The following is a 22731-nucleotide window of genomic DNA, read 5'->3' as shown; positions in this document are numbered from 1 at the left end:
CACACAACCATGCCGTCTTGCGGTTTGCGGTTTCGCTGTTGATGCTGTCACTCTGGCTCCGACTGCACAAGCAGCGCCACGTTGCTCATCTGGCCGGAGCATCGCTCGCGGGGCTGTATGGGGCACCTTTGTCACAGAGCTGGCTCCGGACTGGATCACTGTTGGACATCACCACTGTTGTTTCACCACTCTAATTTCCCTTTCTTGCGGTCCTGAACCGGTTGTGGTGACGGTTCGTCCGGCGACTGTTGTGTCACGGAGTTATAAATACTGCCAGATACCGATGATTCCACTAACGAGAGAGATGTCGACGGTTGTCGCGTTGACGTGGGTGAGAGCCGATCATTCAGTAGGTCTGAATGTGGGCGACGGTGTCTTGATACTCACTTCCGTCTAGATCCTGCAAGAGATTTCCATCGGCGGTGTAGGCTGTCGCATCCCGTTCGACGGCGAGTGCGACGTAGGCAGCGTCGTAGGCCGTGATGTCAACGGTATTCGTAATCTCCGCGATGGGGCCGACCGACCCGAATGCGACGAGTTCGATACCGTAGTTGTCCAGCGAGTGTGCGGCCTCGCGAAGGCGCTCACCATCGTAGTGGCCGCTGTACGTGAGTGCATTGACCGCCTCGAAGGGCATTAGCGCCGGTGCGCACAGGTTGTGTTTGCCGTTGAGGAAATCGTCGCGGAGTGCCCGGGCCTGTTCGTGATGCTGTTCGGGAATGTACCACTTCACGACAGTGCTGGTGTCGACGACGATGTCGGCCATCAGGACTGTTCCGCTCCGTATCGGGTATCGCGGAACTCCCGGATGGTTTCTGCCGTGTTCGTCGTCGCCACCTCGTCGGCGTCGATGGCACTGCTCAGTCGCTCGCTGGTCGCAACTGCGTGGGCGATATTCCGCGATTCCAGACTGTGTAGTTCCTCCTCGATGTGGTCACGGAGCACTGCACTCCAGTTTATTTCGTCGTGTTCTTCCATCCGTGCTTTCACCTCGTCGGGGACCCGGAAACTGACACTTGCCATGGTGTATTATATGTAATACTGTAGTATAACTCCTACGCGGTGCCCAGAGACTGGCTCGAAACACAAACTCCGTCAGCCGACAGACCGGCGATGGCGTACCGAGCCACGGTACACTGGGTTGCTGACTATGCGTCCTCTTGATACTGCCCGCCAGCTGTGGAGTCGGGGTGTCCACAGAGCCGTTCGTGCCCATCACCACAGCCGTCCCGTCTGGTGGTTCTTGGCTGGATGACTGGTCACATGGGTTCGGATCGGTTGTGTAGTCTCGGTGGGGGTAGTCGATATGGACCGCCCCCGCGGGCTGGGGTCCCGCGGCTCGCTGCGCGCCGTGGGTGCTTGCGTCGCCGGGGTCGCCGACAGACTCGCGGGGCTCGTCTGTCACGATCCCGTTCGCTCCTTGCAGTCGCGCACGGGACGCCCCCAGCCCGCGGCCCCGGTCGGTTCCACCCGGCGTGGATTGGCCGGTCGGTCGGCATCACTCCTGGTTCGGTGTGTCGTACCGGCCCGCACCGCGCGCCGCGTGCCGCCCTCGCTACGCTCGCGACCGACCATTCCGGGCTGTCGCGGTCTCGTTCCTCTGTCACTCGACCGCGTTCCGGGCTAAAATGAATGTGCCCTCGACGCCAGCTTTAAGCGCGTTTTCGGTTGCGCCCCTCGCGGGCTTTCGCGTTCCAGCGCTTGATGCCGCCTGCGCTGTCGCGCGCCACAGGGCGGCGCGCGGTCTCGGCGACAGTCGCGCTGGACACGGACCCGCCGTCCGGGCCGGACGCGAGAAACGGCTTAAAGCTGGCCGCTCGCTCCGGGCGGGTCGCCGGAAGACTCACTCCGTTCGTCTTCCGAGCCCTGCCTCGCTGCTCGCGGGTCGCGGTGCTCCCCGCTCACGATGGCCTCCCGATGGTCGGCCATGCACCGCTCGGCAGGACGCCGCGCGGTGCTGGTTGCTTGGCCGGCCGAAAGCGCGCGTCGCTCGCGCCCAGTGGGGCGCTCGCGAAGGCGCGAGCGACGCGCGCAGTCGTGACTGGTCGGGCAGTTCCGTGCAGAAAGCCGCGATGTCACAGCATCGCGGCAGTGGCGCGTGCGCGCCTTCGGAGAGTAACTCCAATGACTTCTAGAAAGACAGTCGTAGATAAAGATACGGTCGATGCACAGAACGCGAAGTACGCGGACGATGCGGCGTACACAGTTGAGGACGATCCTGAGCTACGGGCGACGGTCGAACTGGAGACACAGGCGAAGGTGGACACCAACCACCCGGACACTCAGACTGGGAGCCTGACGCTCGAAGACGAGGAACGGTTCGCGGCACGCGAGGTGGAAATCAGACGGACGCGCCAGCGGCTGGACGATCGGCAACAGTCGGGTCGGGAACGACGGACTCGCGAGGTGGCCAGGTCAGGCAGTCACAAGCGACGGCAGGAGTTCGAGGAGCGTGCGGTGAGCGTGGCTCCGTCACAGGGACCGAGCGATCCTCGGGAGTCGTGTTCGCAGGCGAAGCTGGCGACGATCAACGAGCAGGCAGCCCGACTGGTCGAGGAGGTCGACGGGTGGTCGCGAGCAGCCATCGCGCGGCGGTTGGCCGCGCGGGTCGTCGACGGTGCAGACATCTCACGGGCGGTGCTGGACGTGGTCGAGGGCTGTCAGCGCGAGCCGGGGACAGTCGTGCCGATTGCGGCCGTTCCCGAGGTCGATCGGGCGACAGTCAGCCTGGAAGGTGAAGTCGCTCAGTTGTGGACGCCCCGGCACCCGGCCATCGCACAAACCGGGCTGATCGCAGACGAGACAGCGCGGATCAAGTTCACGATCTGGGTGAAAAGTCAAAAGCGTCCCGTGGCAGAAGGCGATCAGGTTGTCCTCCGTGGCGCGAAGAAGAGCTGGTACCAGGATCGCTGCTCGGTCGCGGTCACCGGGTCGACGCTCGTGACAATCCGAGAGTAGGCAGCGAGACATTCCCTTCTTTTTGGACGACCCGTCCACGCCAACCCCACCGCCCCACCCTCCGCTCCCGGCCGCGAGCGGCCGGCAGCCACGACCGACAGTCTCCGTGAAGGTTTATGGCATAGGACGGTTTCCGAAATGAGGACACCGTACTATTGTGCTCTTCTGGGGGGTTTTTAGGGTGGATTCTGTCCGGCATTCAGTGCCGAAAGCGACTGGGAGTGGTAGGCTGTTCGCCAGAGTGTCCGGACTGCCCGAGTGACGAGTATCTCGGGCAACTGCTCGATACAGGACGCCTCGACGTCGGTTGGATCGGACGAGGCGTTCGGTGGCGGATGGAAGTGCTCTAGCCCAGACACGTGGATGTAATCGCCGTCGTGTGGATGTCGACCCCACCGGACGTTCACGTCGCGCGTATCTGTATAGTGGTATTTGTAGTCGTCTCGAGTGGTCCACTGTACGTCGATGCGAGCCGCTGTTGCATCCAACAGTCCGTCGTCCAGTTCGACTTCGAGGACAGACGGATTCAGGAAGTCATCAAGCTGTGCAGAGGCAAGTGGTTCTTCCTCATTATAGAAATCCCGAATTGCGATCAACGCTGGTCTGTCGATCGCACCCCGTAGCGAATGGGACTCGGATGACTGTGGTCCACCCATTGGTCACGAGGGTGAGATGCTCCCGCTGGACGTATGCGTATCGTCGGTGACGAACTTCTGTGCGTTAGCGATCGAGAGCGCAGCATTTGCGAACGCGAGATTACGACGCGTGGTCTGCCACTCCTGTAGTGTGTCCTCGTCGATCGTCTCGGACCCGGTTCCTGTCTCGGCGAGTACCTCGTTCGTTTGTGTGACCGACAGTTCTTCGGGCGATTCGACGCCGAATTCGTTCTGATATTCCCGGACTGTCTCGCGCATGTCAGCGACCCGTTCTCGGAGCTCGTCGGTTGAGATTTCAGCCAGGATTTCGGCAGCCTGTTCCACCACGAGCGACTCCGACGACCGCTGATATCGTTTCCCACCGGTTTCACTCGTCGACGTCGTTACGAATCCCTCGTCAGCGAGTGCTTCAAGATGCTTCCGAGCGGTTTTGGGTGAGGTCCGAGCGTCATCTGCAACAGCCTCGGCCGAGATCGGACTATATGCTCTGTTAATCACCTCTCTAACCCGTTCGTACGGTGTAGTCTGGGCTTCCCACTCTTCACCCACTTTCTCGTTGATGTCCGCAAATGATTCGGGGTCGGGTGAGTCGGTCATATCTTCATCTACTGGGCACAGAAGTATAGTTCTTTGTTTCAGTAGTATTCTACGGCGCTATCCAGATGGTCGCCCGTAGGAGAGAGGCCGTCCTGACGACAGCCGAATTAATCAGGAGTATGCGTCGTTGAACTCGCGTTCGCGGCGCATCAACTCCTCGACACCGTGTTCGAGGATGCCACGTCCCATCGCGGTCGGCCGGTAGTACGTGTAGAAACCGTGACTGTCGGCCGTTTGTCGCTGGCGCTTATCGACGAGTCCGACATCGACCAGTTCATCGAGATGGTAGTGGAAATTGTGGGGTTCGACATCGATCGCGGATTTGAGTTCAGCGGCGCTCAGCTCGTCGTTGATGTCGAGTGTCCGGAGGATGCGAAACCGGGTTGGGTGTCCGATCGCCTGCTGCATCGCGAGATACTCCTCAAGCGTCAGCCCGCTCTCTTCGGGGAGTGGCGGCTCGGGCTGGCGAACCTCGTCTGTGGATCGGCGATCAGTTTCGACCATCGGGTTGCTCTACGTGAGACTGTGCGCGCTATGCACTTAGTTATTCTCTCGTAGAATATTCTTGAGAACACCTATTTTTATATACTCCACTTTCGACTGAAAGCCTGAATGCGGGATCGAATTATCGAACGGATTCCGGAGGCTGTTGGCGATTCGGACGCGCTTTCACCCGCTCGGCGTGAACAGTTTCTCGTGTATCTGATGGGGCCGTATCGGACGTTCGATGTCGATGCGTTGCTTCCCGGAGGGGCCGATGCCGAAACGGATGTGCCGTCGTTCGCGACGTGGAACGAGTCCAGCGGCGAGTACGCGGAAGACGATGTCTTGCGTCTGCTTCAAGAAACACGCGACTGTCTTCGGGATCGAGGCTTCAATGCGTTTCTCGCGATCGATGTCGGCATTCCACTGGAAGAGATGGATGCCGCGTCACAGAGTATCGCCTTCGCGCGGGCGAGCAACGTCACGATTTTTATCGCCCCACAGGTTGGCGACAATCTCGGCGTTGGTATCGAAATCGGGAGCGTCCTCGAGGATTTACTTTCAACCGATGGAATGGCTGGTCAAGCAGCGGATGCAACCCCACCTGAGCGGTCACAACGATTGATGGTGGTGACCGAACCGTCGGTACGGAGTGCCATGCTCGGATCAGTCAACGCACGCTGGGATACGAGTCTTCGGACGTTCACCGATGCTACTGACTGCTGTCGACTGTGTGCGCAGTTCTGCACCCATATTCAGAATTCGGAACTCTACGGCTCACTCGACCGCCTGGATTGAATATTCGGAACTGCGTGTCTATCTGAGTCGGTACTGTGTCGAACGTTCCCGGCCGCGAGCGGCCGGCAGCCACGACCGTGTCCATCTCGGATCAATTCCGTCCAACGGATCTGTGCTGCCTTCCTACTGCGTCAGGAGGTTTCGAATCTGAGATCGATCGATGAAGTCAGACTGTTGTCCTGCCTGCAGGATTGAGACTTCAGGTTCTCGGGGCAATGTCGTCGTCGTCACAATTGATTTCGACGGTAGATGTGATCCGAGCCGCCCCACAATCCCGTTCAACATTTGCTCGGCAGATCCCTCCGTCTCAAGTACTAAGGCGTCAGTTCGAAAGAAGGGCTCCTGCTCAAACGACGACTCCACCTGTTGAACGCCGCTCTTCTTCATTTGCTGAAACGCCTCGTCAGTACGGACTGCGACTGCCTCGAATTGAGACCACCGATGCGACCACGTATAAGGATACGTTTCTCCGAGGTTGGCAGTCGTAGTCGGGTGGAAAAACGCTGAGATCTCGAACCACTGATTCGACTGAGCCATGATTTGATTCCAATACAAAATAGTTTCTTAGAGACACTATTCGTTTCGGTTACCAATTGGCGATTCGTCTCTCTGTTCTTCGTTCGAGTCCCCCTGCTATGTGTATCGCCCCCGAAGGGGTGCGGGGCGATCACCCGTCCCGCGTGATTCGATGGGACATCGTGCACTCGTCGCATACGACCGACCGGATGGATCGTACAACTTGCACTATTCGCACTGGGGGGCCTGCAACCTCAGGCTGAAACACGATATCACACCCGAGACACCCTTCGGCGGTGACCGTCCAGCAGAAACCCATCAGTTGCTCTGCCGGACGCTCAGAACAAGCACCGACGAGCAGGCAATCTCACAGTACGTTCGTGAGGCGAACCTCCTGGCCTCCGAGGTCAACCACGACCCGATGGCCATCGGACTCACGAAAGACGAGATTGTCACCGAGTACCTGGACTTTCTCCACCACGAGGCGTTGTTCGTGGTTGCCCAGGATTTCGAGGTGATGGCCTACAGGACGCACTGGTTAGGGCTGACGTACGACTGTGAGACGGTCACCGATGCACCCACAGTTGGAAACGGTGCAATCCGGACGGTGCGATGGGTTGACGGTAAGCCAGTCGGTGACGGCGCTGCCCAGGGCGAGTTCCGGGCGCTGAAAGACATCGTCGGTGACATGGTCGACCGTGGCGTCTTCACGCCTGACGAGGCACAGCAGTATCTGCAGCGGAAGCTTAGTGAATTGGTTCCGGATAGGGCTGACCTCCTCATTCGGACGGCCGATCGGCGGACGATGCCCAGTCGTCCGTAGAGCAAATGCAACCGACCATCGTCGGGCAGGGTGCTGAATGGTGGCCTCGTCGACATGGTGTTCTGCTGTATCATGAGAGCAGAAGATAACTTGTCGTCTGTCCGGCGATCGGCAGTGCTCGGTAAGAATTTAGTTCTTACACACGTACCAGCAAGTATGACAGAGACGACGCAGGTCACGGACAAAGGTCAGACGACGATTCCCAAGGAGTATCGCGAAAAATACGGCATCAATCCCGGTGATGAGGTAATCTGGATCGACACTGACGACGGACTTCGTCTCGTCCGCGCCGACAACGATTCGGGCCGCGGTATGTTGGTCGAAGGTCTGGATGAATCCGATCGGGAAGAGCTAGCACAGGCGATGACCGAAGATGTCCGCGAGAAGCAACGGTCAGACTGGGACGTATGAAACGCTATACCACTGACGCGGTCGGTTTCATTCGCTATCTCGTGGACGAGCTCGGGAGTGAGGCGGATCGGCTTTACGCACTCGCAGAACAGAGCGAGATTGTCATCGAACTCCCCGCAATAGCGGCTGCCGAAACACTCTATCGGGTCCAGAAGGGCCATCCAGCGAAGGGTGTTGAACTTCCCGGCGCACCGGACGACATCGTCGCTGGACTCCGAAGTTTCCTTCCGGTCTCGGTCGTTGAGACGACAGTCGACGATCTGCAATACGTCGCTGGCTCACGAGGAACGTTTTCGCTTCATGATGCGATGATCGTCGCCAGTTACCGAACCCGCGAGACTGAGGCCGTCATCACGACCGACACTGACATCGACGAACAAGGTGTTCCTGTCGTCTGGAACTGACTCCCCGATATCGTCTCCATTTCTCCTGCCTCGAACGTTCGGTACGCTCTGTCGTTGTGTGTAGCGGTCGCTGGCGAGATCGATTTTTGTGGCCCTGTGAGGGGTGCGGGGCCACACGCAGTGGTCGCGTTGATTCGAGATGGGCGAGTGATAGTACGACATTCGACGACCGTGAGACGCGTGACGAACAGATGCGAGCAACCATCGACGAGTGGGTTGCAGACCTCACCGATCTCGTCGACGAGGCACAGGCCAGTGCGGCGCGATCGATGCTGAGATGGAGGGTGTTGTCATGACATGGATGGCTTGTCACAACGCCTAAATCCGCACGCTGACTATGGGGACGTACCGATGGCGATGGAGAACGACAAAATTCAGTTCAGGGGAGCAACTGAAAAAGAGGCGAGTCAGGTTGTCGACCAGATGCGTCTCGGTGGGATCAATATCAGCGAACTCGCGCGAGAAGGGCTCAAAGAGAAACTCCGAGAAACACTCTCTGATGAAGAGAAAATCAAACTGTATGAGCAGTACAGACGCGGTGACCTCTCGGAGGAAGTCGCTATCGTTCTTATAGGAGATGCACTTGAAGAAATTGAGCGTGAACGCGATGCTTTCGAGGAGGCAGCTACCCTCGACACAGATGGTGTGTTCCAGCAGTGACGGATGACAGATGACACTCGCCATCCTGTCATCGTCGATAGTGACGCCCTGATCGCGGTTGCAAATACCGACCTCTGGTCACACATCATCGAGACGCTACACCTCACGACGACGAACGTCTGTCAACAGGAACTGCAGCGCCATACACGGGAGAAATCCGCCCATGCTCCGGACGGAACACGAGAGCGATGGATCCACGATGGCAGCAAGGCGGCGCTCGAACCATTCACGGGCGAATCCGAGGCATTCACCGTCGTTCCATGTGTGCCACGCCCACATGGCGAGGATGCTGGCGAGACATCGATACAGCGTGAGGTTGAGCAACACCCGGAGACGTACACGTATGCAATATTGATGGATAAGCACGGACGGATGGCGATTAACCGTGTCTTCGATTCGCAGAGCGAGGATGGGAAAGCCGTTGCACCGCCGTTCTTACTCTACCTGCTGTTGGAACACGGGGCGTGTACAGGCGGTCAAGGCGACTGCCCCGGGGCTTGACCCCGGGGTTGAAGCCGACAACACCCAACCGTTATTACGATTAAGTATGAATAAATAACAATGAGTTCGATGAAGTGCTACCCGAACCTCAGAGAACGCGGGCAAGTCACAATCCCAGAAGAAGTCCGTGAGGGACTCAATCTGGAAGAAGGCGACCAGTTGAAACTCACCGTCGAAAAACTCGACTAACCACAATGAAACACACGCTTCGCTTCCGCGCGTACCTGTCCGACGATGTGGCAAGCGAAGCGTGGCGGCACATCGACATTCTCCGGCAGATTCGCAATCACGCTGTCCGGGACTACTACAACTCGGACTACAACGACAGGCCATCCGACTACGACCAACACAGCAAACTCAAAGATTGGACAGACCAGTGGCCGACCTTTGCCGAACCGTCACAACACGCTGCACAACAGGCTATCAGCCAGATTCACAGCGACCTAGAGACGCTGCAAGAACGTCGAAACGAAGGCTACGATGTTGGGCGGTTGCAGTGGCAAGGCAACGGTAAATTTCGGTCAGTGTCGTACAATCAGTTAAGTCGCTTCAACGTGGATTACAACACGGGCGACGACCGATTCGTCCGACTCCGACTCGAAAAGATTGGCTGGTTCAACATCCGTGCAGACCGCGACGTACCACCAGCAGAGGACATTGACGAGGTTATCCTGAAAAAAGAGACGACTGGTGAGTGGTACGTCTCACTCGTGACCACTGTAGAATATACACCCGAGAAACCGCCACTCAGTGAAATTGAACCCGAAGACTGCGTAGGTGTTGACCTTGGAATCACCAGCTACATCCACACTTCGGAGAACCTGTCTGTGGATACGCTTGACCTGTCCGACGAGTACGACTGCTACGCACGCGAACAGCGGAAACTCGACCGGAAAGAACACGGCTCTGCCAACTGGGAGAAGCAACGACGAAAGGTAGCCAAAGCGAAACGAGCAATCAAGCGGAAGGTGCGAGACTACCAGCACAAACTCACGACGTGGCTAGTCACAGAGTACGATGTCGTCGCAGTGGAGGACTTGGATGTGAAGCCGATGCTGGAAACCAGCCACAACGCCAAGAACAAGCAAGACGCTGCGTGGTCACGCTTTCTTGACCTGTTGGAATACAAGGCTGACCTCCATGGCACGCACGTCGAGAAGGTGAAACCACAAGGAACGACCAAAGAGTGCGCTGTGTGTGGTGTGGAAACAGCCAAGCCAATCTGGGTACGCGAACACTCCTGTCCAGCGTGCGGCCATACGGAAGACCGCGACCTCAACGCAGCGAAGAATATTCTCTACAGAGGACTCAAGCAGTTAGGGGCGGGACGCTCCGAATCAACGCCTGTGCAGACTGCGCTCCCTACGCTCACGCCTCACCGAGAGGAAGTGAGTGCAAAGCGCGTCGTAGAAGCAGGAAGCCCCGGGGCTTGACCTCGGGGTGCGTTCACGGAAGAGGAGTTCTGTCTGGCGTGTGGTGAACTACTCCGGGGTGAAGGATGGACTGGCTTTCAGGCGATCCAAGCGGCGTGGGAGGCAATACCGATTGATTGTCGCGACTATCTGCCAGATAACCTGCTCCCGTAGCCCGTCTCTGAAGTGAATTGTTTTGTGGCCCCGTGAGGGGTGCGGGGCCACACGCAGTGGTCGCGCTGATTCGAGATGGCGACTAGTGATACCACGACATTCGACGACCGGGAGACGCGCGACGAACAGATGCGAGCGACCATCGACGAGTGGGTCGAGACCCTCACCGACCTCGTCGACGAGGCACAAGCCAGCGCGGAGTTTCAGGAGTGGCTGGATGTCCAGAGTCGGTTCCACGAGTATTCGCATCGGAATACGCTCCTGATCAAACAGCAGTGTCCGGAGGCGACGAAGGTCGCGGGCTACCGGACGTGGCAAGAAGAGTTCGACAGGCACGTCTCAGAGGGCGAGTCGGCGATCTGGATCTGGGCACCGATCATCACGACCCGGTGTCCCGAATGTGAGAACGCGCCGTCGTATCACGAGGAGTCGGACTGTGAGTACGACGAGACACCACCAGAGGACTGGGACGAGGGCCTGGTCGGGTTCAAACCCGCGCCGGTGTTCGATGTCTCTCAGACCGAAGGCGAGCCGCTCCCGGAACTCGACACTCAGACGTACGGCGACGGGAGCGAGTTGGTCGACGCACTACAGGAGGCGGCATCCGCTCTCGATGTCGAGGTCCGTATTGTTGCTCAGTCCGAATGGACCTACTCTGGTGCAAAAGGTGTCTGTAGTCAGTCGGGACGGGACGAGCAACCGATTGTGAAAGCCAAGAATAGAGATAACGAGGCAGACCTCGTGACGACACTGATCCACGAGTATGCCCATGCGCTGTTGCACTTTCAGGTGGCCGACGACAGCGAACGGGCGAAACGCGAGGTCGAAGCCGAAGCGGTGGCGTACGTCGTCGGGCGGTACTTCTGCCTCGACACGAGCAATGCGGCGTTCTATCTGGCGGTGTGGGCTGACGACCAGACGGACACGATCACTGACAGGCTTCAGCGGATCAGTACGACCGCGACGACGGTCATCGACGCAGTCGACGACCAGCTGAAGGAAGGCGACACCATGTAGTGGCAGTTACCCGTCTCCTCGGATTTGAGCCCTGAACAGCATTCTCAGACTGTCATAGAACAGTTCCTAGGGTAGATTGATTTTGAGGTTTCTGGGAATGCGTCTCCTGCTCAGTGTGTCTGCATATCTATCTTAAGATCGCCTGCCACTGCGGGCTGAACACGGTTATGCCCAGTTGTGGTTTTCCCAGCCCTCGTAGTGCTTCAGTCGGCTCTTGATCTCAAACGGTTCCCAGTCGCACTCGTGGTAGAGGACATCGGCCAGCTGACTGAACTCACTGTTGTCGAGTTCGATCCCTCGGTTACCTTGGTTCGTGATGTAGGGTTTGGACCGCAGATCGTCGAATATATCGCTAGCAGTGGGGTAGTCATTTGTCTCGATAGCAGCAATAGAGAGGAGATTCTCTTCAACGATGGGTGATCCCCACCGATGCTCAGCTATCATCGCGGCGAGGAGAGCACATTTCACCGACGGCTTACGCATATCCCTCGTTTCCTACCCCTTCCTGATAAGAGTACGTTAACGCGCGTTTACGTCCGGGAGAATAGTTATATGCTTACACCGGTAAACCAGCAGTATGAGCGAGTCCTCGCAGAAACACCCGGCAGCGGAGAAGGATACCAAGGAGGCCCGCTTAGAGAACCCGAGCGGCGTCCTCTATCTGTTTCAGCACGAGAGCGTCCCGATCCTCATCGATGCCATCCTCACCCTTCCGCCGGGGCGGGAGTTCACCAAGACAGAACTGGCGGATCACACTGGTGTGACCCGGCAGACAGTGAGCAAATACATCGATCTCCTGGTAGAAACCGGGATCATTGAGGAAGTAGCGAACTCATCACCTCGCCGGTATCGAGTCGCCAAGAGCGATGTCGTGCAGGAACTGTTCGAGCTGAACAGTGCGCTGAACGCGGCCGGTGAGTAACTCCAAGCCTCAATTTGTGTGCCCATCAGATTGGTGGGTTCGTGCGTCTGATTCGGTCGATACATCGTCTGTACCGATCGGATTGGCAGGCAAAGGACAGGTATGAAAACCGTAGTATGACGCTCTAAACGTCGGCTACGTGCCCATCCTGATCGATTCTCGGAGGCTGTGTTTTTGTCCCCCTCCAAGGGTGGAGGGAGCAGCCCCTTCACGAAACGATGAGTTCGGATGTACCCGACACACCGACCCAGAGGACAGACGTACAGACAGAACCAGACCCATCGGTGGCGGAGTTGACAGTCGTCGCGTCCGGGCCTGCGACGTTCACCCGGCAGGTGAGTGCCGACGAGCCAGCGAGTATCCTTGCAGAACACGATGGGGTTTCCCTGCACATCGAACGTGAGATCCGGTCGGCTGACGCATTCGAGACGGTAATCGATCCCACGTTCAGGGGTGGTGGACCAACCGTCTGTAAGTCCATACTCGTCGACGATCTCCTCGCCGACCACGCGATGGACGGCTACCAACGTGACGGGGCCATTGACGATTGGTCGCTCGAACTCACTGGCACGGCCACTGACTGGAAGCAATTGGCGCTTGAGCTCGTGCCCGACCTCCATCGGTGTGCCACAGACGAAGCGGCCGCAGTCACACGGCTCCGGAAACTCACAGCGGATGGAATCACGAACGATGGCGCGGTTCTCGCCGCGCTCGATATCGTCGACCAGCATGGGATCGATACTAACCGAGACAGGTTGACCGAATTGTTGACCGATTCAGAGGACGAGAATGAATCAGTCTCGTGATTGACCTCCTCCGCGTGAACGCGGAGGAATCCCGCTACGGGATTTCAGGCCCAGCGTTGCGGCCTGTTAGTATCAGGCCAAGAACAATGTATTAAGGCCTAGGTGCCGTCGTTGTCGATATCCAGCCATTCTTGCGGGAGACGGGAAAGCGTACTCGCGATCACGAAGTCCTCGCGTTCTGTGTTTTTGCGGAGCCAATTTGCGGCTTCGACGTGGGCATCTTGGCCGTTCGGTATATAAATTCCGTCCGGGTCACGAGCGACGAACGAGTAGTCACACACTTCTTCGAGATCACCCTGCATCTCGTCGTAATCCTCGTCTGTTGCTGTCAGTCGGATCAACTCCTCGGCGGGGATCGGTGACCCCCACGTGTGGTTCCGTGCCAGTTTCCATACGATACGGGCTCGCCCGTCCATCGCTACGGTTCGTTGAGCTTCTGATTTACAAGTCCGTTGAGTCGGTGAAGTTCTCTCACCACCTCGTTGTCCGAGCTGAGCGTATATTTCGCTGGAGACGCATCGTCGACGACCTCAACGATACCGAGCCGCAAGAGGAGATCGAGATGTGTGTGGACGGACTGTCGACTTACCCCTGCCTTCTCTGCCAACTTTGACTTGCTGAAGTGGTAGTCTGGTGCATCCATTAGTGCATCAATCATGTAACCGACGCTCTCGTGTTGAGTGAGAACGCGCCAGCCACTCGGATATTCGTCCCGAATCTCTGCCAGCTCTTGTTCATCGCTCGGCTCGGGCTGTTGACTGGGCATAACGATTTAGAAGGAGCTCGTGGTGTTAAATCTATTGGACACCTTTCCCTGCCGTACAAAACTCGTCTTGGACGACGTTCTCCATGGATTGGAACAATACAGTCGGATTTTCCAATGAGGATCAGCAGTGCCCTGTGGTGTGGTTTGTGGCCCCCCGATGGGTGCGGGGCCACAGGCAGTGGCCGCGCTGATTCGAGATGGCGACGAGAGACATCTATCGAACGAGTGTCGACGAGGAAACGACTGGGAGCGTCCCGACGACCGACTGTCCTGAATGCGATGGCCGAGTCGTCACCGAGGCCGGCGAAACCCGCTGTGGGCAGTGCGGACTGATCATCGAAGCCGCCCGGGTTGACCGTCGTGGTCCGCGGTCCTTCTCGGAAGACGGTCGAGAACGGGAACGGACGGGCGCGCCGCTGACGAACGCGCGCCACGATCGGGGACTCTCGACGGAGATTGGCAGTGGTCGCGACACCCAGGGCAACACATTCTCAGCGCGGAAACGACGACGACTGGCGCGGTTACGACGTGAGCATCGCCGCGGGAAGTGGCAGTCGAAAGCCGAGCGGAATCTGGGGCATGGTTGTACGGAAATCGCCCGCATGGTCGCGGCGCTGGGCCTGGACCGGAGTATCCGCGAGCAGGCGTCGACGCTGTTCCGAACGGCACAGGATGCGGGGTTGCTCCCCGGGCGGGCCATCGAGTCGGTGGCAACGGCCTGTGTGTACGCAGCCTGTCGGTGCGCACGCCAGACCCGGACGATCGAGGAGGTCGTGGCTGTTTCTCGCGTTGGCCAATCGCGCGTACGGAACGCGTATCTGGTCCTGCAGCGCGAACTTGGGTTACAGATACCTCCACAGAAGCCGGCGGAGTTTGTCCCGAAGCTGGCCTCTGCACTGGATATTCCACCGGAAACGCGGTGTGCTGCGACCGACCTCGCCGAACGGGCCCAGGAGCGTGGCCTGGCGTCGGGCTGTCATCCGGCTGGGTTCGCGGCGGGCTGTCTGGCCGTCGTTGCAGGCCAACGCGGGATCAACGTACAACAGGCCGATCTGGCCCAGGCGGCCAACGTCTGTCCAGCGACGGTCCGGGGGCACCGTGATGAGATTCGTGGTCGGTTAGTGGAGATGGCATGAGGCGGTTCTGGTCGCGCGTTCTGCTCGGTACAGCGGGGCGGACAGTCGTCTTCGAGTGTTGTCGGTGCGGGACGCCAGTCGACGGCGACGCTGAGCCGTGTCCGCAGTGTGGGTCGTCGGAGATCGCCCGCTACGAGATCCCCTGACCCGGTCAGGGGCGTGCTTCTCGTGGAAGATCTGGTCGCCACTCGTGGGGTTGTAGCGCGCCCCGATGGGCGGGCGCTCTCGTGAGTGCCCTGATTCGATGACTCCTCTGGAACAGTTGGAGTTCACGACCCGAGTGGCGAAGCGAGCCCAGTACGAAGCCTTCGAGTTTGCGATCAGTGACGACGGCATCATGGTACAGAACTGTAGTCACGAAAACCCGGCCGATCACGAGTACCTAGTGACGATCGACGACGGGCTGCCAGCCGACTGTAACTGTCCTGCGGATGCCCGGTTCGATGGGGCGTGCAAGCATCGGGTTGCGGTGGCCATCCGTGAGCCGGTGTTAGACGCGGCGGTTGCTGGGACGGTTGCAGCGGATGGAGGGACGGCAACCGAAGGTGGGCATGGGTCCGAGGTGACTGACGAGAACAAGGATTGTGACTGCGACGAGCTCAGGGACGGCTTCCCGTGTTGGGAGTGTGTCCGGACGGGACGGCGCGAACTCCCGGACTAATTCCCTGCTCGCGATGGCCCTTCTTTTTGCTGTGGACCAGACCACCCACGACCCACCGCCCCACCCTCCGCTCCGTGCTCGCTGCTCGCGGGTCACGTCGTTCTCGCGGGCATCGCCCGCTCGAACCGAGGTCGAAGACCTCGCGTTCCCCGCTCGCCTTCCGAGGCCTCACGGTGTTCGCCCTCGCAGCCGCTGCGCGCGCAGCCACGACCAATTCCAGACATTCAGGGTTCGGTGTATCGATGTTGCTACTTTAATTATGACCTCTCGGAGTCCGGGTCCGGTAGTTCGCTGTTCCAATCCCGTGGCGGGATTCCTCCGCGTTCACACGGAGGTGGAGGAGGTCAACGGCGAAAGACACAATACCATGAATTTAGAATAAATTAGTATGAGCCGAACCTCGATCCCGGTAGACGAATCGACGAAAGAGCGACTCGACAACCTGAAGCAGGATAACGAGACGTGGGACGAGTTCCTGACGCGGATCGCTGGCGAGGACGAACCGATCCAACAGGGCGACCTCTCCGACGAAGCTCTTGACGAGATCGAGAGGAACATAGAACGGAGCCGGGAGAGCTTCTGATATGCTGTTTCTGGACACGTCTGCTATTCTTGCCTACAAGCGCGATGAGAGTGACGCCGTGTCGTATCTCGATGATAACGAACCGTGGTTCACCTCGACTATCTGCATCTACGAGTTCGTCAACGGCGCGATGTGGCGAGACGACATCTCCGCTCACGTCGCCCGCCAGTCTATCGGTGGTGTCCGCTCTATCGACCTGAGCGAAACCGTCGCGATGGAAGCCGCACGCATCCAGAACGAACTCCGGCACGGCGGGGACGAGATGTCCGTCCGCGATCTCCTGATCGCCGCGACTGCCCGCTCGACCGGTGCCGAACTCGTCGTCGCTGACGAAGACTTCGAAACTGAATATCTGACCGACCTGATGACCGTGACCAACCTGCGGAACTAAACCACGGTACTGCTGTTTCCATCAAGTGACTGTCCTCCCTGGTGGTTTGGTGGTCACTCCTCTCCAAGCAACCGTCGCAGATAGCTGATCGGGTAGATCTCCGTCGCTCCCGGCGTGTCGATTCTGATGTCCCGTGCCGGCGTATTCTTGCTGTACGTTTTCTCGACCCTCGGCTCCCCGTCAGCGGGATCGTTCAACGTCTCCAGCACTTCGTGTGCGTCCGTTCGCGTCAGCGTCGCCCAGATCGCTTCCTCGGGCTCACAGGCAGCCATCTTGTCGTAATCGGCCGGAATCGCTTCGTGGCTGTCGTTGTTCAACCGTTCGGCCTCACCAACGACGACAACCTCCCCGTCAGCATCGAGGCCGGCCACGTCCAGCCGACGCCGTTCGACCGATTCCACCTCGGCCGTGTCTTCGCCATCACCCATGAACGATGCGGCTGGGGCCTCCCCCTCCTGCAGTTCGTAATAGGGGACGACCTGCTCGACAGCCGAGGCAGAATCTTCCGCGAATTCGTCGACAAAATACCGACGGAGCAACTCAACCAACAGGACGTGCTGGGCTGACTCCTCCAGATCGCCGGCCCCGTGCCCGAACTCGACGCCGCGACTGTAGCTCTCACCAATAACTTCGCGACCGTCGGGAGCCAGCGAGTACAGCTTGTGAGGCTCTTTCCCGTGGTCCCGCAGGATCCCTGCATCGACCAACTCCAGAACAGCGTCGTACTCGATGCCGACGTACTCCCGCAACCGGACCATGCTATCCCGGACGATGTCGTATTCGAGTACGTCGAAGCGAAGCTGTTGTGCGTTGTAGACGGCCTGCAGGAACAGCAACTGCGTCACCGACCACTCCGACGCCTCGATCTCCTCGGGTGAGAGTTTCAGATTGATCTCACAGACAGGGATGTCATCACGGTCGACATCGACCAGTGAGTGACAGCACTCGATGGCATCACGCATACCGTCGACCGTCGGATCGTAGCGATTGTCACAGGACGTACACCGGAGGGTGTGGGCGTCGGCGTCGTACGCGATACAGTCGGGGCGTCGCTGGGTGTGTGGGAGGAGCGAATCCCGCCGGATGTCTGGATCGGTGAGCTCTGCTGCTGTTGCATTCGGGTCGGTCGTTGGGTCCGTGGACTCCTCCTCTGTGTCCGGGGCTGGCACCGCTCCAGCATCGATGTGGGCCAACCCAGCCGTCTTACGCGTCCGGTCACACGCGGACTCGAACGCGTTCTCGAAGGCCTGGCCCTCGCTGGCGGTCAACGGCTGGTCACTGGCCGGGTGGCCAGGCGGTGGGGCCAGCGATTCCGCGAGGAACGGCCGCGGCCGTGGCTCGCCAAACGGGGCGGCGGGCTGAACGAACCACTCCCCGCGCTGGAGCGCACTGAGTCGACGGGCGACGGCCTCGGGATCCATGTCCTCGGTGGCCAGTGCCCCAGCGAGGTCGTCGGTGACCGAGACGTTGCCGACGACGGTCGTGGCCACTTCATTGAGGGCTTCGAGATAGGTTTCGGTCGTGGGATCGGACGATTTCAACTGCTCGGGGAACTGCACGCCCAACAATACCGACAGCCCGAACGACCGGCCTTGTGACAGCAGTGTGTCCATCACTTCCGTTTCCGCGACTTCGGCTCCCTCCTCCAGATAGAGGTTGACCAGTGGGAGGTCGGCAGCCGCGTCGGCAGCCTCGGCACGGGCTTTCAGCGCCGTCCAGAGGTTCGAGAGCAGGACCAACGTCAGCGTCCGCTTCATTCGGTCCTCCATGCCACCGAAGTCGAAGATGACGACGCGATCTTCGTCGAGCAACTCCCCGAAATCGAACGCCGCGTCACCCTCGCCGGGTGTGTGGTTGAACACTGACGCGAGTCGCTCGTCGGTGGCGATCGTGTCGACGCGACCAACGGCTCCACCCAGAACCTTCTGGAAGACTTCACGGTCGCGCTCGACCAAGTTGTCGAAGTACTCCTCCAGTCCGTCGGTGGTGACGGTCGGCGGGGCCTCCATCTCCATCGTTCGGCGCAAGGATGCATAGAGATCGTCGTGCCCGAACGTCTCGTCGCCGTGGATGGGATCGAACAGCGCCTTGACGTGGTTGCGAATGACCTTCGGCGCGTCGACGGCCCGGTCGTACCGGTCGGCTCCCATCAGCCCCCGGAGAATCTCCTCGTACTGGCCGGCCACGCGAGCGGCAGCCTCGGAATGAGGGACATCAGCGTCCAGCAGCGCCCGGATATCGAAAAACGACAGCGCCGGCAACACCTCCGTACAGTCGAAGTAGAGCACATCGTCGAGGTCACCGTGCTGGGCGTAGTGGGCTCGCAGGTACTCCTCGGCGGTGCCACCCCCCTTCGAGTCGATGAGAATGTCCAGCCCAGCGGTGGCGTCGACGTTCGTGAGCATCGCCGTCTCGACGAGGATGGACTTGCCGGCCCCCGTACGACCGCCGACGACGATGTGTCGATCCTGCTCCGCTGGGGGGAGCGAGAGTGGCTGCCCGTATGGATCCCGGTCGTGGGTCAGCGGCATACACAGCGACATCCCCGGGCCCGTGTAGTGGGCCAACAAGTCCGGTGGGGGCAACGCCACACCAGTCCGTTCCCGGGCCCGGGTCCCGAGGGCCCGTTTGCCGTCCGGTGTGAGTCCCTGCCCCCCGAGGAGACAGAAGTTCGGCAGTTCCGGTGGGCAGACGACGAGCCCGCGGCTGGTCGTTGAGACACCCGGTAGCCGTGTCCGGGGACCGGTGTACGTCGCCGGGTAAACTGTCCGATCGACGAGATCGTGGAAAACCTGTGCGCCCGGTGGCTTGCGGTTCGCGGGATGGAGGTCGTCATCCGTCCGGAGCTGGCCGCGGACCTCGTGAAACTGTGTCCCGACGTGGCCGAAGACGCTGGTCAGTTCACGCGCAATGCTGTCGGCAAGGGGCGGATCGGTTCGCGTCAGGACGACTGCCCGTGCCGAGAGCAACAGCGACCGCGCTGGGTCCCGGGTCCTGATTGCGTCGATACGGGCCTGGTCCTCGGGGGGTGGCTGGTACGCCCGCTTCTCTTCCTGTGACCGTTGGCTGATGAGGTCCATCAGCCAGTCCTCGTCGTCCCGGAGCGTCTGGAGGTAGGAACGTCGGTCGCCCGTCCAGTCGTCGTAGGACCGACAGACCGCTTGATAGATTACGGGGACGTTGGCCTCGCGCATCGTTTCGATTAGAGTTGCCAGCGGGACGCGCCGGGATTCGCGCTGGTTCTGGTTGCGGTGGTGTTGGGGAGCCTCGCTGTTGTCGATGATCTCCTCGAATGGTGCCAACGGTGCCTGCCAGTCAGATCTCCGCTTCGCGTGACCACAATACTCGACGCCGGCAACGTACGGTCGAGCGGGCGTGATCGCCGGATGTGGATGGCAATCTTCCGGAGTGGCTGCGACCGGCAGTTGTTCGTATATCTGGCGTGGGTGCCAGGTCACCTCCCGAAGTTCGTAGGAGTTCGGGAGCGCCGTTCGGAGAACGTGTTTGACGTCCGGGAGTAACTCGTTGTCGTCCGTGCCGACGAAATACCGGATCTGTGCATCGGAGCGGCCGTCACTGACGAGGACCCATTCGACATGGGGTTGTTGCACGGAGTCCATGAGTGTGTGCCAGAGCCCATCCTGACTCGCCTCCTGCAACGCCGTGACGAGAACATCGATGCCGTGTGCGACAGTCCCGGGATCAAGTGGCGTATCGGTCGGCCGAATCTCGATATACGGCCGTGTCTGTGGCTCGTCGGGGACTGCTGGAAGTGGCTGGTCAGTTGCTCCTGTTCCTGTGCTGGATTGCTTGCTTTTGTCCGAAGAGCGTGCCTGTGCTGTCGTCCAGAGAGATGGGAGTTCCGGTCGCGGTAACACGTTGGACCGCACCTCGTACCTTGATTTCCTCTCTTCATGTCTGGATTAAATTTGTTTTGAAGCTAGACGATTCTCATGGGGCGATCCGTCCCTCCCACAGTGTGTGCCAAAGTCGCTCCAAACACAACTGAGTGTCTCGCATCTCCGTGTTTGGTTGTGGCCCCCGGGGGGTGCGGGGCCACAGGCAGTGGTCGCGCTGATTCGAGATGGCTACGAGAGACATCTACCAAACGTGTGTCGACGAAGAAACGACTGGGAGCGTGCGGACGAACGACTGTCCTGAATGCGATGGCCGGGTCGTCACCGAGGCCGGCGAAACACGGTGTGACCAGTGCGGACTGATAATCGAAGCCGCCCGGGTCGACCGTCGTGGTCCGCGGTCCTTCCCGGAGGACGATCGAGAACGGGAACGGACGGGCGCGCCGCTGACGAACGTACGGCACGATCGGGGGCTGTCGACGGAGATCGGCGGTGACCAGGACGCCAACGGCAATTCCCTCCCCGACCGGAAGCGACGGCAACTCTCCCGGCTCAGACGCGAGCACAGTCGGGCAAAGTGGCGTTCCAAGGCGGAACGGAACCTCGGCCACGGCTGTACGGAGATCGCGAGAATGGTGTCGGCGCTCGGTCTGGAGCGGAGTCTCCGAGAGCAGGCGAGTACACTCTTCCGGACGGCCCAGCAGGCGTCGCTCCTCCCCGGGCGGTCGATCGAGGCGATGGCGACGGCCTGCGTGTACGCGGCCTGTCGATGCAACGGCCACACCCGGACGCTCGACGAGGTTGTCGCGGTGGGGCGGGTCGAACGCAGTCGGGTTCGGAATGCCTACCGCGTCCTGCAGCGAGAACTGGAACTGGCCGTCCCACCACGGCAGCCGGTCGCGTTCGTCCCGAAACTGGCCTCGGCCGTCGAGGTAGCTGCGGACACGCGGCGACTGGCGCGGGACCTCGCCGAACGAGCGCAGACGGCAGGGCTGATCAGCGGGTCAAACCCAGCCGGCTTCGCGGCGGGCTGTCTGGCAGTGGCTGCGGCCGAGCAGGGCGAGTCAGTCCTACAACGTACCCTCGCGAACGCTGCTGATGTCTGCCCGGCCACGGTGCGGTCGAATCGTGAACTCGTTCGTGACCGACTGGGGGTGTCGGCATGAAGCGATTCTTCCACCGGGCGTTACTGGGGACGGCGAGCACGCAGGTGGTTTACGAGTGTCGTCACTGCGGGACGACCGTAGATCCAGATGGCGAGGCGTGTCCGACCTGTGGCCGGTCGGACATCGTTCGCTACGAGGTTTCCTGATCGGGTGTCGTCCTGTGCGTTCTTTGTGGCGCACCGGTGGGTGAGCGCCTTCTCGGGTGCTCGATCTGAATGCATCCACTGGAACGACTCGACGTTTCGAGCCGTGTCGCAAAGCGTGCCCAGTACGAAGCCTTCGAGTTCTCGGTCGTCGCCGAGGGTGTTCGCGTTCGCAACTGCAGTCACGCCGATCCGAGCGAGCACGAGTACGTTGTAACTGTTCGAGATGGATTGCCGACGGCGTGTACGTGCCCGGCCGACGAACGGTTCGACGGTGGCTGCAAACATCGTGTGGCGGTCGCGATTCGCGACCCTGTTCTGGCGGCTGTGAACGCGAAATCCGTCGCGGCCGATGGTGGGGTTGCTTCCGAACCGGAGCACAACAGTGAATCAAGCGAGAACAATGCCGATGAGTCGGACTGCGATTGTCCAGAACTTCGGGGTGAGTTCCCCTGCTGGCAGTGTGTTTGGAGTGGCGAACGGAAACTGAACGACTGAGGATCCGGTTGGATATCCGGATACCGATTATATCTTGGAGAGCATTTGCTCACAAATTTCATTTGTCGCGACTATAGTAGACACTAGAAGTAATTGCTCACTTTAGGAACAGAGAGTTTGTCGAGAGCGGTGTCGATCGCTGTTGTTAGCTCGTCGAGCGAGTCAAAGAAACGGTTGCTAAGAGCCTTTTGCAGCTGTCTCCAGCATTCTTCGACCGGATTCAACTCCGGTGAATACGAGGGTAGCGTCACGAAGGCGAGGTCGTCACGGGCCGCTAGGTCCGTGACGGCCGACGCCTGGAAATACGGTGCTCCATCAAGCACCACAATCAAATCATCTTCGAACTCTTCACATACAGCTAAAATGAAATGTTTTGCGTGGTCGGCGGTGAC

28 protein-coding genes are annotated in these 22731 nt (G+C 59.7%); 18 read left to right on the top strand and 10 right to left on the bottom strand.

The genetic code is table 11. From position 1 onward, the window contains the following. Nucleotides 1-346: 346 nt before the first annotated feature. Nucleotides 347-766 (bottom strand): type II toxin-antitoxin system VapC family toxin, encoded by a 420-nt coding sequence (locus tag BMX17_RS09455; RefSeq protein ID WP_092659351.1) that lies wholly within the window; start codon nucleotides 764-766, stop codon nucleotides 347-349. Continuing rightward, nucleotides 766-1023, bottom strand: coding sequence for a hypothetical protein (locus tag BMX17_RS09450; RefSeq protein WP_092659349.1), 258 nt, complete (start codon nucleotides 1021-1023; stop codon nucleotides 766-768). The genes BMX17_RS09455 and BMX17_RS09450 overlap by 1 nt, the downstream gene beginning before the upstream one ends. 1101 nt (nucleotides 1024-2124) lie before the next feature. On the opposite strand from BMX17_RS09450, the gene BMX17_RS09435 reads away from it, so the two are divergent. Continuing rightward, nucleotides 2125-2958 carry a hypothetical protein gene (locus BMX17_RS09435; RefSeq protein WP_092659345.1) on the top strand — a complete coding sequence of 278 codons (834 nt, stop codon included), beginning with the start codon at nucleotides 2125-2127 and terminating at the stop codon, nucleotides 2956-2958. 176 nt (nucleotides 2959-3134) lie between these two features. On the opposite strand, the gene BMX17_RS09430 is transcribed toward BMX17_RS09435, so the two are convergent. The 3 genes from BMX17_RS09430 to BMX17_RS09420 form a co-directional block, all read right to left on the bottom strand. Next, nucleotides 3135-3614: a toxin-antitoxin system TumE family protein gene (locus BMX17_RS09430; protein WP_092659343.1), complete on the bottom strand. Its 480-nt coding sequence runs from the start codon at nucleotides 3612-3614 to the stop codon at nucleotides 3135-3137. Nucleotides 3615-3617: 3 nt separating this feature from the next. Beyond that, on the bottom strand, nucleotides 3618-4211 hold the full coding sequence (locus BMX17_RS09425; RefSeq protein ID WP_092659341.1) for a DUF7342 family protein: 594 nt from the start codon (nucleotides 4209-4211) through the stop codon (nucleotides 3618-3620). 111 nt (nucleotides 4212-4322) lie between these two features. Beyond that, nucleotides 4323-4715: a winged helix-turn-helix domain-containing protein gene (locus BMX17_RS09420; protein ID WP_092659339.1), complete on the bottom strand. Its 393-nt coding sequence runs from the start codon at nucleotides 4713-4715 to the stop codon at nucleotides 4323-4325. A 108-nt stretch (nucleotides 4716-4823) separates the two neighbouring features. Between BMX17_RS09420 and BMX17_RS09415 the strand changes: the two genes are divergently transcribed. The 9 genes from BMX17_RS09415 (at nucleotide 4824) to BMX17_RS09370 (ending at nucleotide 11410) form a co-directional block, all read left to right on the top strand. Further along, on the top strand, nucleotides 4824-5492 hold the full coding sequence (locus BMX17_RS09415; protein ID WP_092659337.1) for a DUF7509 family protein: 669 nt from the start codon (nucleotides 4824-4826) through the stop codon (nucleotides 5490-5492). Between the two features lie 688 nt (nucleotides 5493-6180). Then, nucleotides 6181-6831, top strand: a complete 651-nt coding sequence (locus BMX17_RS09405; protein WP_092659333.1) for a DUF6735 family protein — start codon at nucleotides 6181-6183, stop codon at nucleotides 6829-6831. A gap of 156 nt (nucleotides 6832-6987) precedes the next feature. Further along, nucleotides 6988-7242 (top strand): AbrB/MazE/SpoVT family DNA-binding domain-containing protein, encoded by a 255-nt coding sequence (locus BMX17_RS09400; protein WP_092659331.1) that lies wholly within the window; start codon nucleotides 6988-6990, stop codon nucleotides 7240-7242. A gap of 41 nt (nucleotides 7243-7283) precedes the next feature. Next, nucleotides 7284-7646: a hypothetical protein gene (locus tag BMX17_RS09395; RefSeq protein ID WP_139203458.1), complete on the top strand. Its 363-nt coding sequence runs from the start codon at nucleotides 7284-7286 to the stop codon at nucleotides 7644-7646. A gap of 351 nt (nucleotides 7647-7997) precedes the next feature. After that, complete coding sequence (locus tag BMX17_RS09390; RefSeq protein ID WP_092659598.1) at nucleotides 7998-8306, top strand: DUF8065 family protein; 309 nt, start codon at nucleotides 7998-8000, stop codon at nucleotides 8304-8306. 3 nt (nucleotides 8307-8309) lie between these two features. Beyond that, on the top strand, nucleotides 8310-8807 hold the full coding sequence (locus BMX17_RS09385) for a hypothetical protein (protein WP_211611312.1): 498 nt from the start codon (nucleotides 8310-8312) through the stop codon (nucleotides 8805-8807). A 60-nt stretch (nucleotides 8808-8867) separates the two neighbouring features. Continuing rightward, nucleotides 8868-8996 (top strand): AbrB/MazE/SpoVT family DNA-binding domain-containing protein, encoded by a 129-nt coding sequence (locus BMX17_RS09380; RefSeq protein WP_139203457.1) that lies wholly within the window; start codon nucleotides 8868-8870, stop codon nucleotides 8994-8996. A 5-nt stretch (nucleotides 8997-9001) separates the two neighbouring features. Then, on the top strand, nucleotides 9002-10240 hold the full coding sequence (locus tag BMX17_RS09375) for an RNA-guided endonuclease InsQ/TnpB family protein (RefSeq protein ID WP_092659325.1): 1239 nt from the start codon (nucleotides 9002-9004) through the stop codon (nucleotides 10238-10240). 228 nt (nucleotides 10241-10468) lie between these two features. Beyond that, nucleotides 10469-11410, top strand: a complete 942-nt coding sequence (locus tag BMX17_RS09370) for an ImmA/IrrE family metallo-endopeptidase (protein ID WP_092659323.1) — start codon at nucleotides 10469-10471, stop codon at nucleotides 11408-11410. Between the two features lie 165 nt (nucleotides 11411-11575). On the opposite strand, the gene BMX17_RS09365 is transcribed toward BMX17_RS09370, so the two are convergent. After that, entirely contained in the window at nucleotides 11576-11893 is a 318-nt protein-coding gene (locus tag BMX17_RS09365; protein ID WP_092659321.1) for a hypothetical protein, read from the bottom strand. Between the two features lie 94 nt (nucleotides 11894-11987). Here BMX17_RS09365 and BMX17_RS09360 point away from each other — a divergent pair, with 94 nt between their 5' ends. Together BMX17_RS09360 and BMX17_RS09355 are read left to right on the top strand one after the other, a co-directional pair. Next, nucleotides 11988-12332, top strand: coding sequence for a helix-turn-helix domain-containing protein (locus tag BMX17_RS09360; RefSeq protein WP_092659319.1), 345 nt, complete (start codon nucleotides 11988-11990; stop codon nucleotides 12330-12332). 284 nt (nucleotides 12333-12616) lie between these two features. Beyond that, the gene (locus BMX17_RS09355) at nucleotides 12617-13138 is read left to right on the top strand and encodes a hypothetical protein (RefSeq protein WP_092659317.1); all 522 of its coding nucleotides are present in this window, start codon (nucleotides 12617-12619) and stop codon (nucleotides 13136-13138) included. A gap of 98 nt (nucleotides 13139-13236) precedes the next feature. Here BMX17_RS09355 and BMX17_RS09350 read toward each other — a convergent pair whose 3' ends face one another. Continuing rightward, on the bottom strand, nucleotides 13237-13554 hold the full coding sequence (locus BMX17_RS09350) for a hypothetical protein (RefSeq protein ID WP_092659315.1): 318 nt from the start codon (nucleotides 13552-13554) through the stop codon (nucleotides 13237-13239). 2 nt (nucleotides 13555-13556) lie between these two features. Further along, the gene (locus BMX17_RS09345; RefSeq protein WP_244514971.1) at nucleotides 13557-13904 is read right to left on the bottom strand and encodes a winged helix-turn-helix domain-containing protein; all 348 of its coding nucleotides are present in this window, start codon (nucleotides 13902-13904) and stop codon (nucleotides 13557-13559) included. Nucleotides 13905-14101: 197 nt separating this feature from the next. Between BMX17_RS09345 and BMX17_RS09340 the strand changes: the two genes are divergently transcribed. The 4 genes from BMX17_RS09340 (at nucleotide 14102) to BMX17_RS09325 (ending at nucleotide 16675) form a co-directional block, all read left to right on the top strand. Next, on the top strand, nucleotides 14102-15040 hold the full coding sequence (locus BMX17_RS09340) for a transcription initiation factor IIB (protein ID WP_092659313.1): 939 nt from the start codon (nucleotides 14102-14104) through the stop codon (nucleotides 15038-15040). Nucleotides 15041-15284: 244 nt separating this feature from the next. Continuing rightward, a complete protein-coding gene (locus BMX17_RS09335) occupies nucleotides 15285-15701 on the top strand; it encodes an SWIM zinc finger family protein (protein ID WP_092659311.1) in 417 nt (138 codons plus the stop codon). Nucleotides 15702-16089: 388 nt separating this feature from the next. Further along, entirely contained in the window at nucleotides 16090-16284 is a 195-nt protein-coding gene (locus tag BMX17_RS09330; protein WP_092659309.1) for a DUF7557 family protein, read from the top strand. A gap of 1 nt (nucleotide 16285) precedes the next feature. Next, complete coding sequence (locus BMX17_RS09325) at nucleotides 16286-16675, top strand: PIN domain-containing protein (RefSeq protein ID WP_244514970.1); 390 nt, start codon at nucleotides 16286-16288, stop codon at nucleotides 16673-16675. A 53-nt stretch (nucleotides 16676-16728) separates the two neighbouring features. Here the strand turns inward: BMX17_RS09325 and BMX17_RS09320 are convergent, their stop codons facing one another. Beyond that, nucleotides 16729-20553, bottom strand: coding sequence for an ATP-binding protein (locus BMX17_RS09320; protein ID WP_139203456.1), 3825 nt, complete (start codon nucleotides 20551-20553; stop codon nucleotides 16729-16731). A 206-nt stretch (nucleotides 20554-20759) separates the two neighbouring features. On the opposite strand from BMX17_RS09320, the gene BMX17_RS09315 reads away from it, so the two are divergent. Both BMX17_RS09315 and BMX17_RS09310 read left to right on the top strand, forming a co-directional pair. Continuing rightward, the gene (locus BMX17_RS09315; protein WP_092659305.1) at nucleotides 20760-21698 is read left to right on the top strand and encodes a transcription initiation factor IIB; all 939 of its coding nucleotides are present in this window, start codon (nucleotides 20760-20762) and stop codon (nucleotides 21696-21698) included. A gap of 215 nt (nucleotides 21699-21913) precedes the next feature. Further along, a complete protein-coding gene (locus BMX17_RS09310; RefSeq protein ID WP_092659303.1) occupies nucleotides 21914-22339 on the top strand; it encodes an SWIM zinc finger family protein in 426 nt (141 codons plus the stop codon). Nucleotides 22340-22422: 83 nt separating this feature from the next. Here BMX17_RS09310 and BMX17_RS09305 read toward each other — a convergent pair. Beyond that, a partial coding sequence (locus BMX17_RS09305) for a transposase (RefSeq protein ID WP_170845351.1) occupies nucleotides 22423-22731 on the bottom strand: 309 nt, incomplete at its 5' end.

The organism is Halorientalis persicus, from assembly GCF_900110215.1.
GTDB lineage: Archaea > Halobacteriota > Halobacteria > Halobacteriales > Haloarculaceae > Halorientalis > Halorientalis persica.
The sequence above is the reverse complement of the archived record's forward strand: the minus strand, read 5'-3'. Positions and strand labels throughout refer to the sequence as shown.

What these genes read in the sequence shown, in the direction of transcription:
- BMX17_RS09450 (WP_092659349.1), bottom strand. Translation starts at nt 1,023, where the DNA reads ATGGCAAGTGTCAGTTTCCGGGTCCCCGACGAGGTGAAAGCACGGATG.
- BMX17_RS09380 (WP_139203457.1), top strand. Translation starts at nt 8,868, where the DNA reads ATGAGTTCGATGAAGTGCTACCCGAACCTCAGAGAACGCGGGCAAGTC.
- BMX17_RS09420 (WP_092659339.1), bottom strand. Translation starts at nt 4,715, where the DNA reads ATGGTCGAAACTGATCGCCGATCCACAGACGAGGTTCGCCAGCCCGAG.
- BMX17_RS09310 (WP_092659303.1), top strand. Translation starts at nt 21,914, where the DNA reads ATGCATCCACTGGAACGACTCGACGTTTCGAGCCGTGTCGCAAAGCGT.
- BMX17_RS09360 (WP_092659319.1), top strand. Translation starts at nt 11,988, where the DNA reads ATGAGCGAGTCCTCGCAGAAACACCCGGCAGCGGAGAAGGATACCAAG.
- BMX17_RS09330 (WP_092659309.1), top strand. Translation starts at nt 16,090, where the DNA reads ATGAGCCGAACCTCGATCCCGGTAGACGAATCGACGAAAGAGCGACTC.
- BMX17_RS09430 (WP_092659343.1), bottom strand. Translation starts at nt 3,614, where the DNA reads ATGGGTGGACCACAGTCATCCGAGTCCCATTCGCTACGGGGTGCGATC.
- BMX17_RS09370 (WP_092659323.1), top strand. Translation starts at nt 10,469, where the DNA reads ATGGCGACTAGTGATACCACGACATTCGACGACCGGGAGACGCGCGAC.
- BMX17_RS09325 (WP_244514970.1), top strand. Translation starts at nt 16,286, where the DNA reads ATGCTGTTTCTGGACACGTCTGCTATTCTTGCCTACAAGCGCGATGAG.
- BMX17_RS09335 (WP_092659311.1), top strand. Translation starts at nt 15,285, where the DNA reads ATGACTCCTCTGGAACAGTTGGAGTTCACGACCCGAGTGGCGAAGCGA.
- BMX17_RS09405 (WP_092659333.1), top strand. Translation starts at nt 6,181, where the DNA reads ATGGGACATCGTGCACTCGTCGCATACGACCGACCGGATGGATCGTAC.
- BMX17_RS09340 (WP_092659313.1), top strand. Translation starts at nt 14,102, where the DNA reads ATGGCGACGAGAGACATCTATCGAACGAGTGTCGACGAGGAAACGACT.
- BMX17_RS09350 (WP_092659315.1), bottom strand. Translation starts at nt 13,554, where the DNA reads ATGGACGGGCGAGCCCGTATCGTATGGAAACTGGCACGGAACCACACG.
- BMX17_RS09365 (WP_092659321.1), bottom strand. Translation starts at nt 11,893, where the DNA reads ATGCGTAAGCCGTCGGTGAAATGTGCTCTCCTCGCCGCGATGATAGCT.
- BMX17_RS09315 (WP_092659305.1), top strand. Translation starts at nt 20,760, where the DNA reads ATGGCTACGAGAGACATCTACCAAACGTGTGTCGACGAAGAAACGACT.
- BMX17_RS09455 (WP_092659351.1), bottom strand. Translation starts at nt 766, where the DNA reads ATGGCCGACATCGTCGTCGACACCAGCACTGTCGTGAAGTGGTACATT.
- BMX17_RS09345 (WP_244514971.1), bottom strand. Translation starts at nt 13,904, where the DNA reads ATGCCCAGTCAACAGCCCGAGCCGAGCGATGAACAAGAGCTGGCAGAG.
- BMX17_RS09390 (WP_092659598.1), top strand. Translation starts at nt 7,998, where the DNA reads ATGGCGATGGAGAACGACAAAATTCAGTTCAGGGGAGCAACTGAAAAA.
- BMX17_RS09385 (WP_211611312.1), top strand. Translation starts at nt 8,310, where the DNA reads ATGACAGATGACACTCGCCATCCTGTCATCGTCGATAGTGACGCCCTG.
- BMX17_RS09415 (WP_092659337.1), top strand. Translation starts at nt 4,824, where the DNA reads ATGCGGGATCGAATTATCGAACGGATTCCGGAGGCTGTTGGCGATTCG.
- BMX17_RS09425 (WP_092659341.1), bottom strand. Translation starts at nt 4,211, where the DNA reads ATGACCGACTCACCCGACCCCGAATCATTTGCGGACATCAACGAGAAA.
- BMX17_RS09375 (WP_092659325.1), top strand. Translation starts at nt 9,002, where the DNA reads ATGAAACACACGCTTCGCTTCCGCGCGTACCTGTCCGACGATGTGGCA.
- BMX17_RS09435 (WP_092659345.1), top strand. Translation starts at nt 2,125, where the DNA reads ATGACTTCTAGAAAGACAGTCGTAGATAAAGATACGGTCGATGCACAG.
- BMX17_RS09400 (WP_092659331.1), top strand. Translation starts at nt 6,988, where the DNA reads ATGACAGAGACGACGCAGGTCACGGACAAAGGTCAGACGACGATTCCC.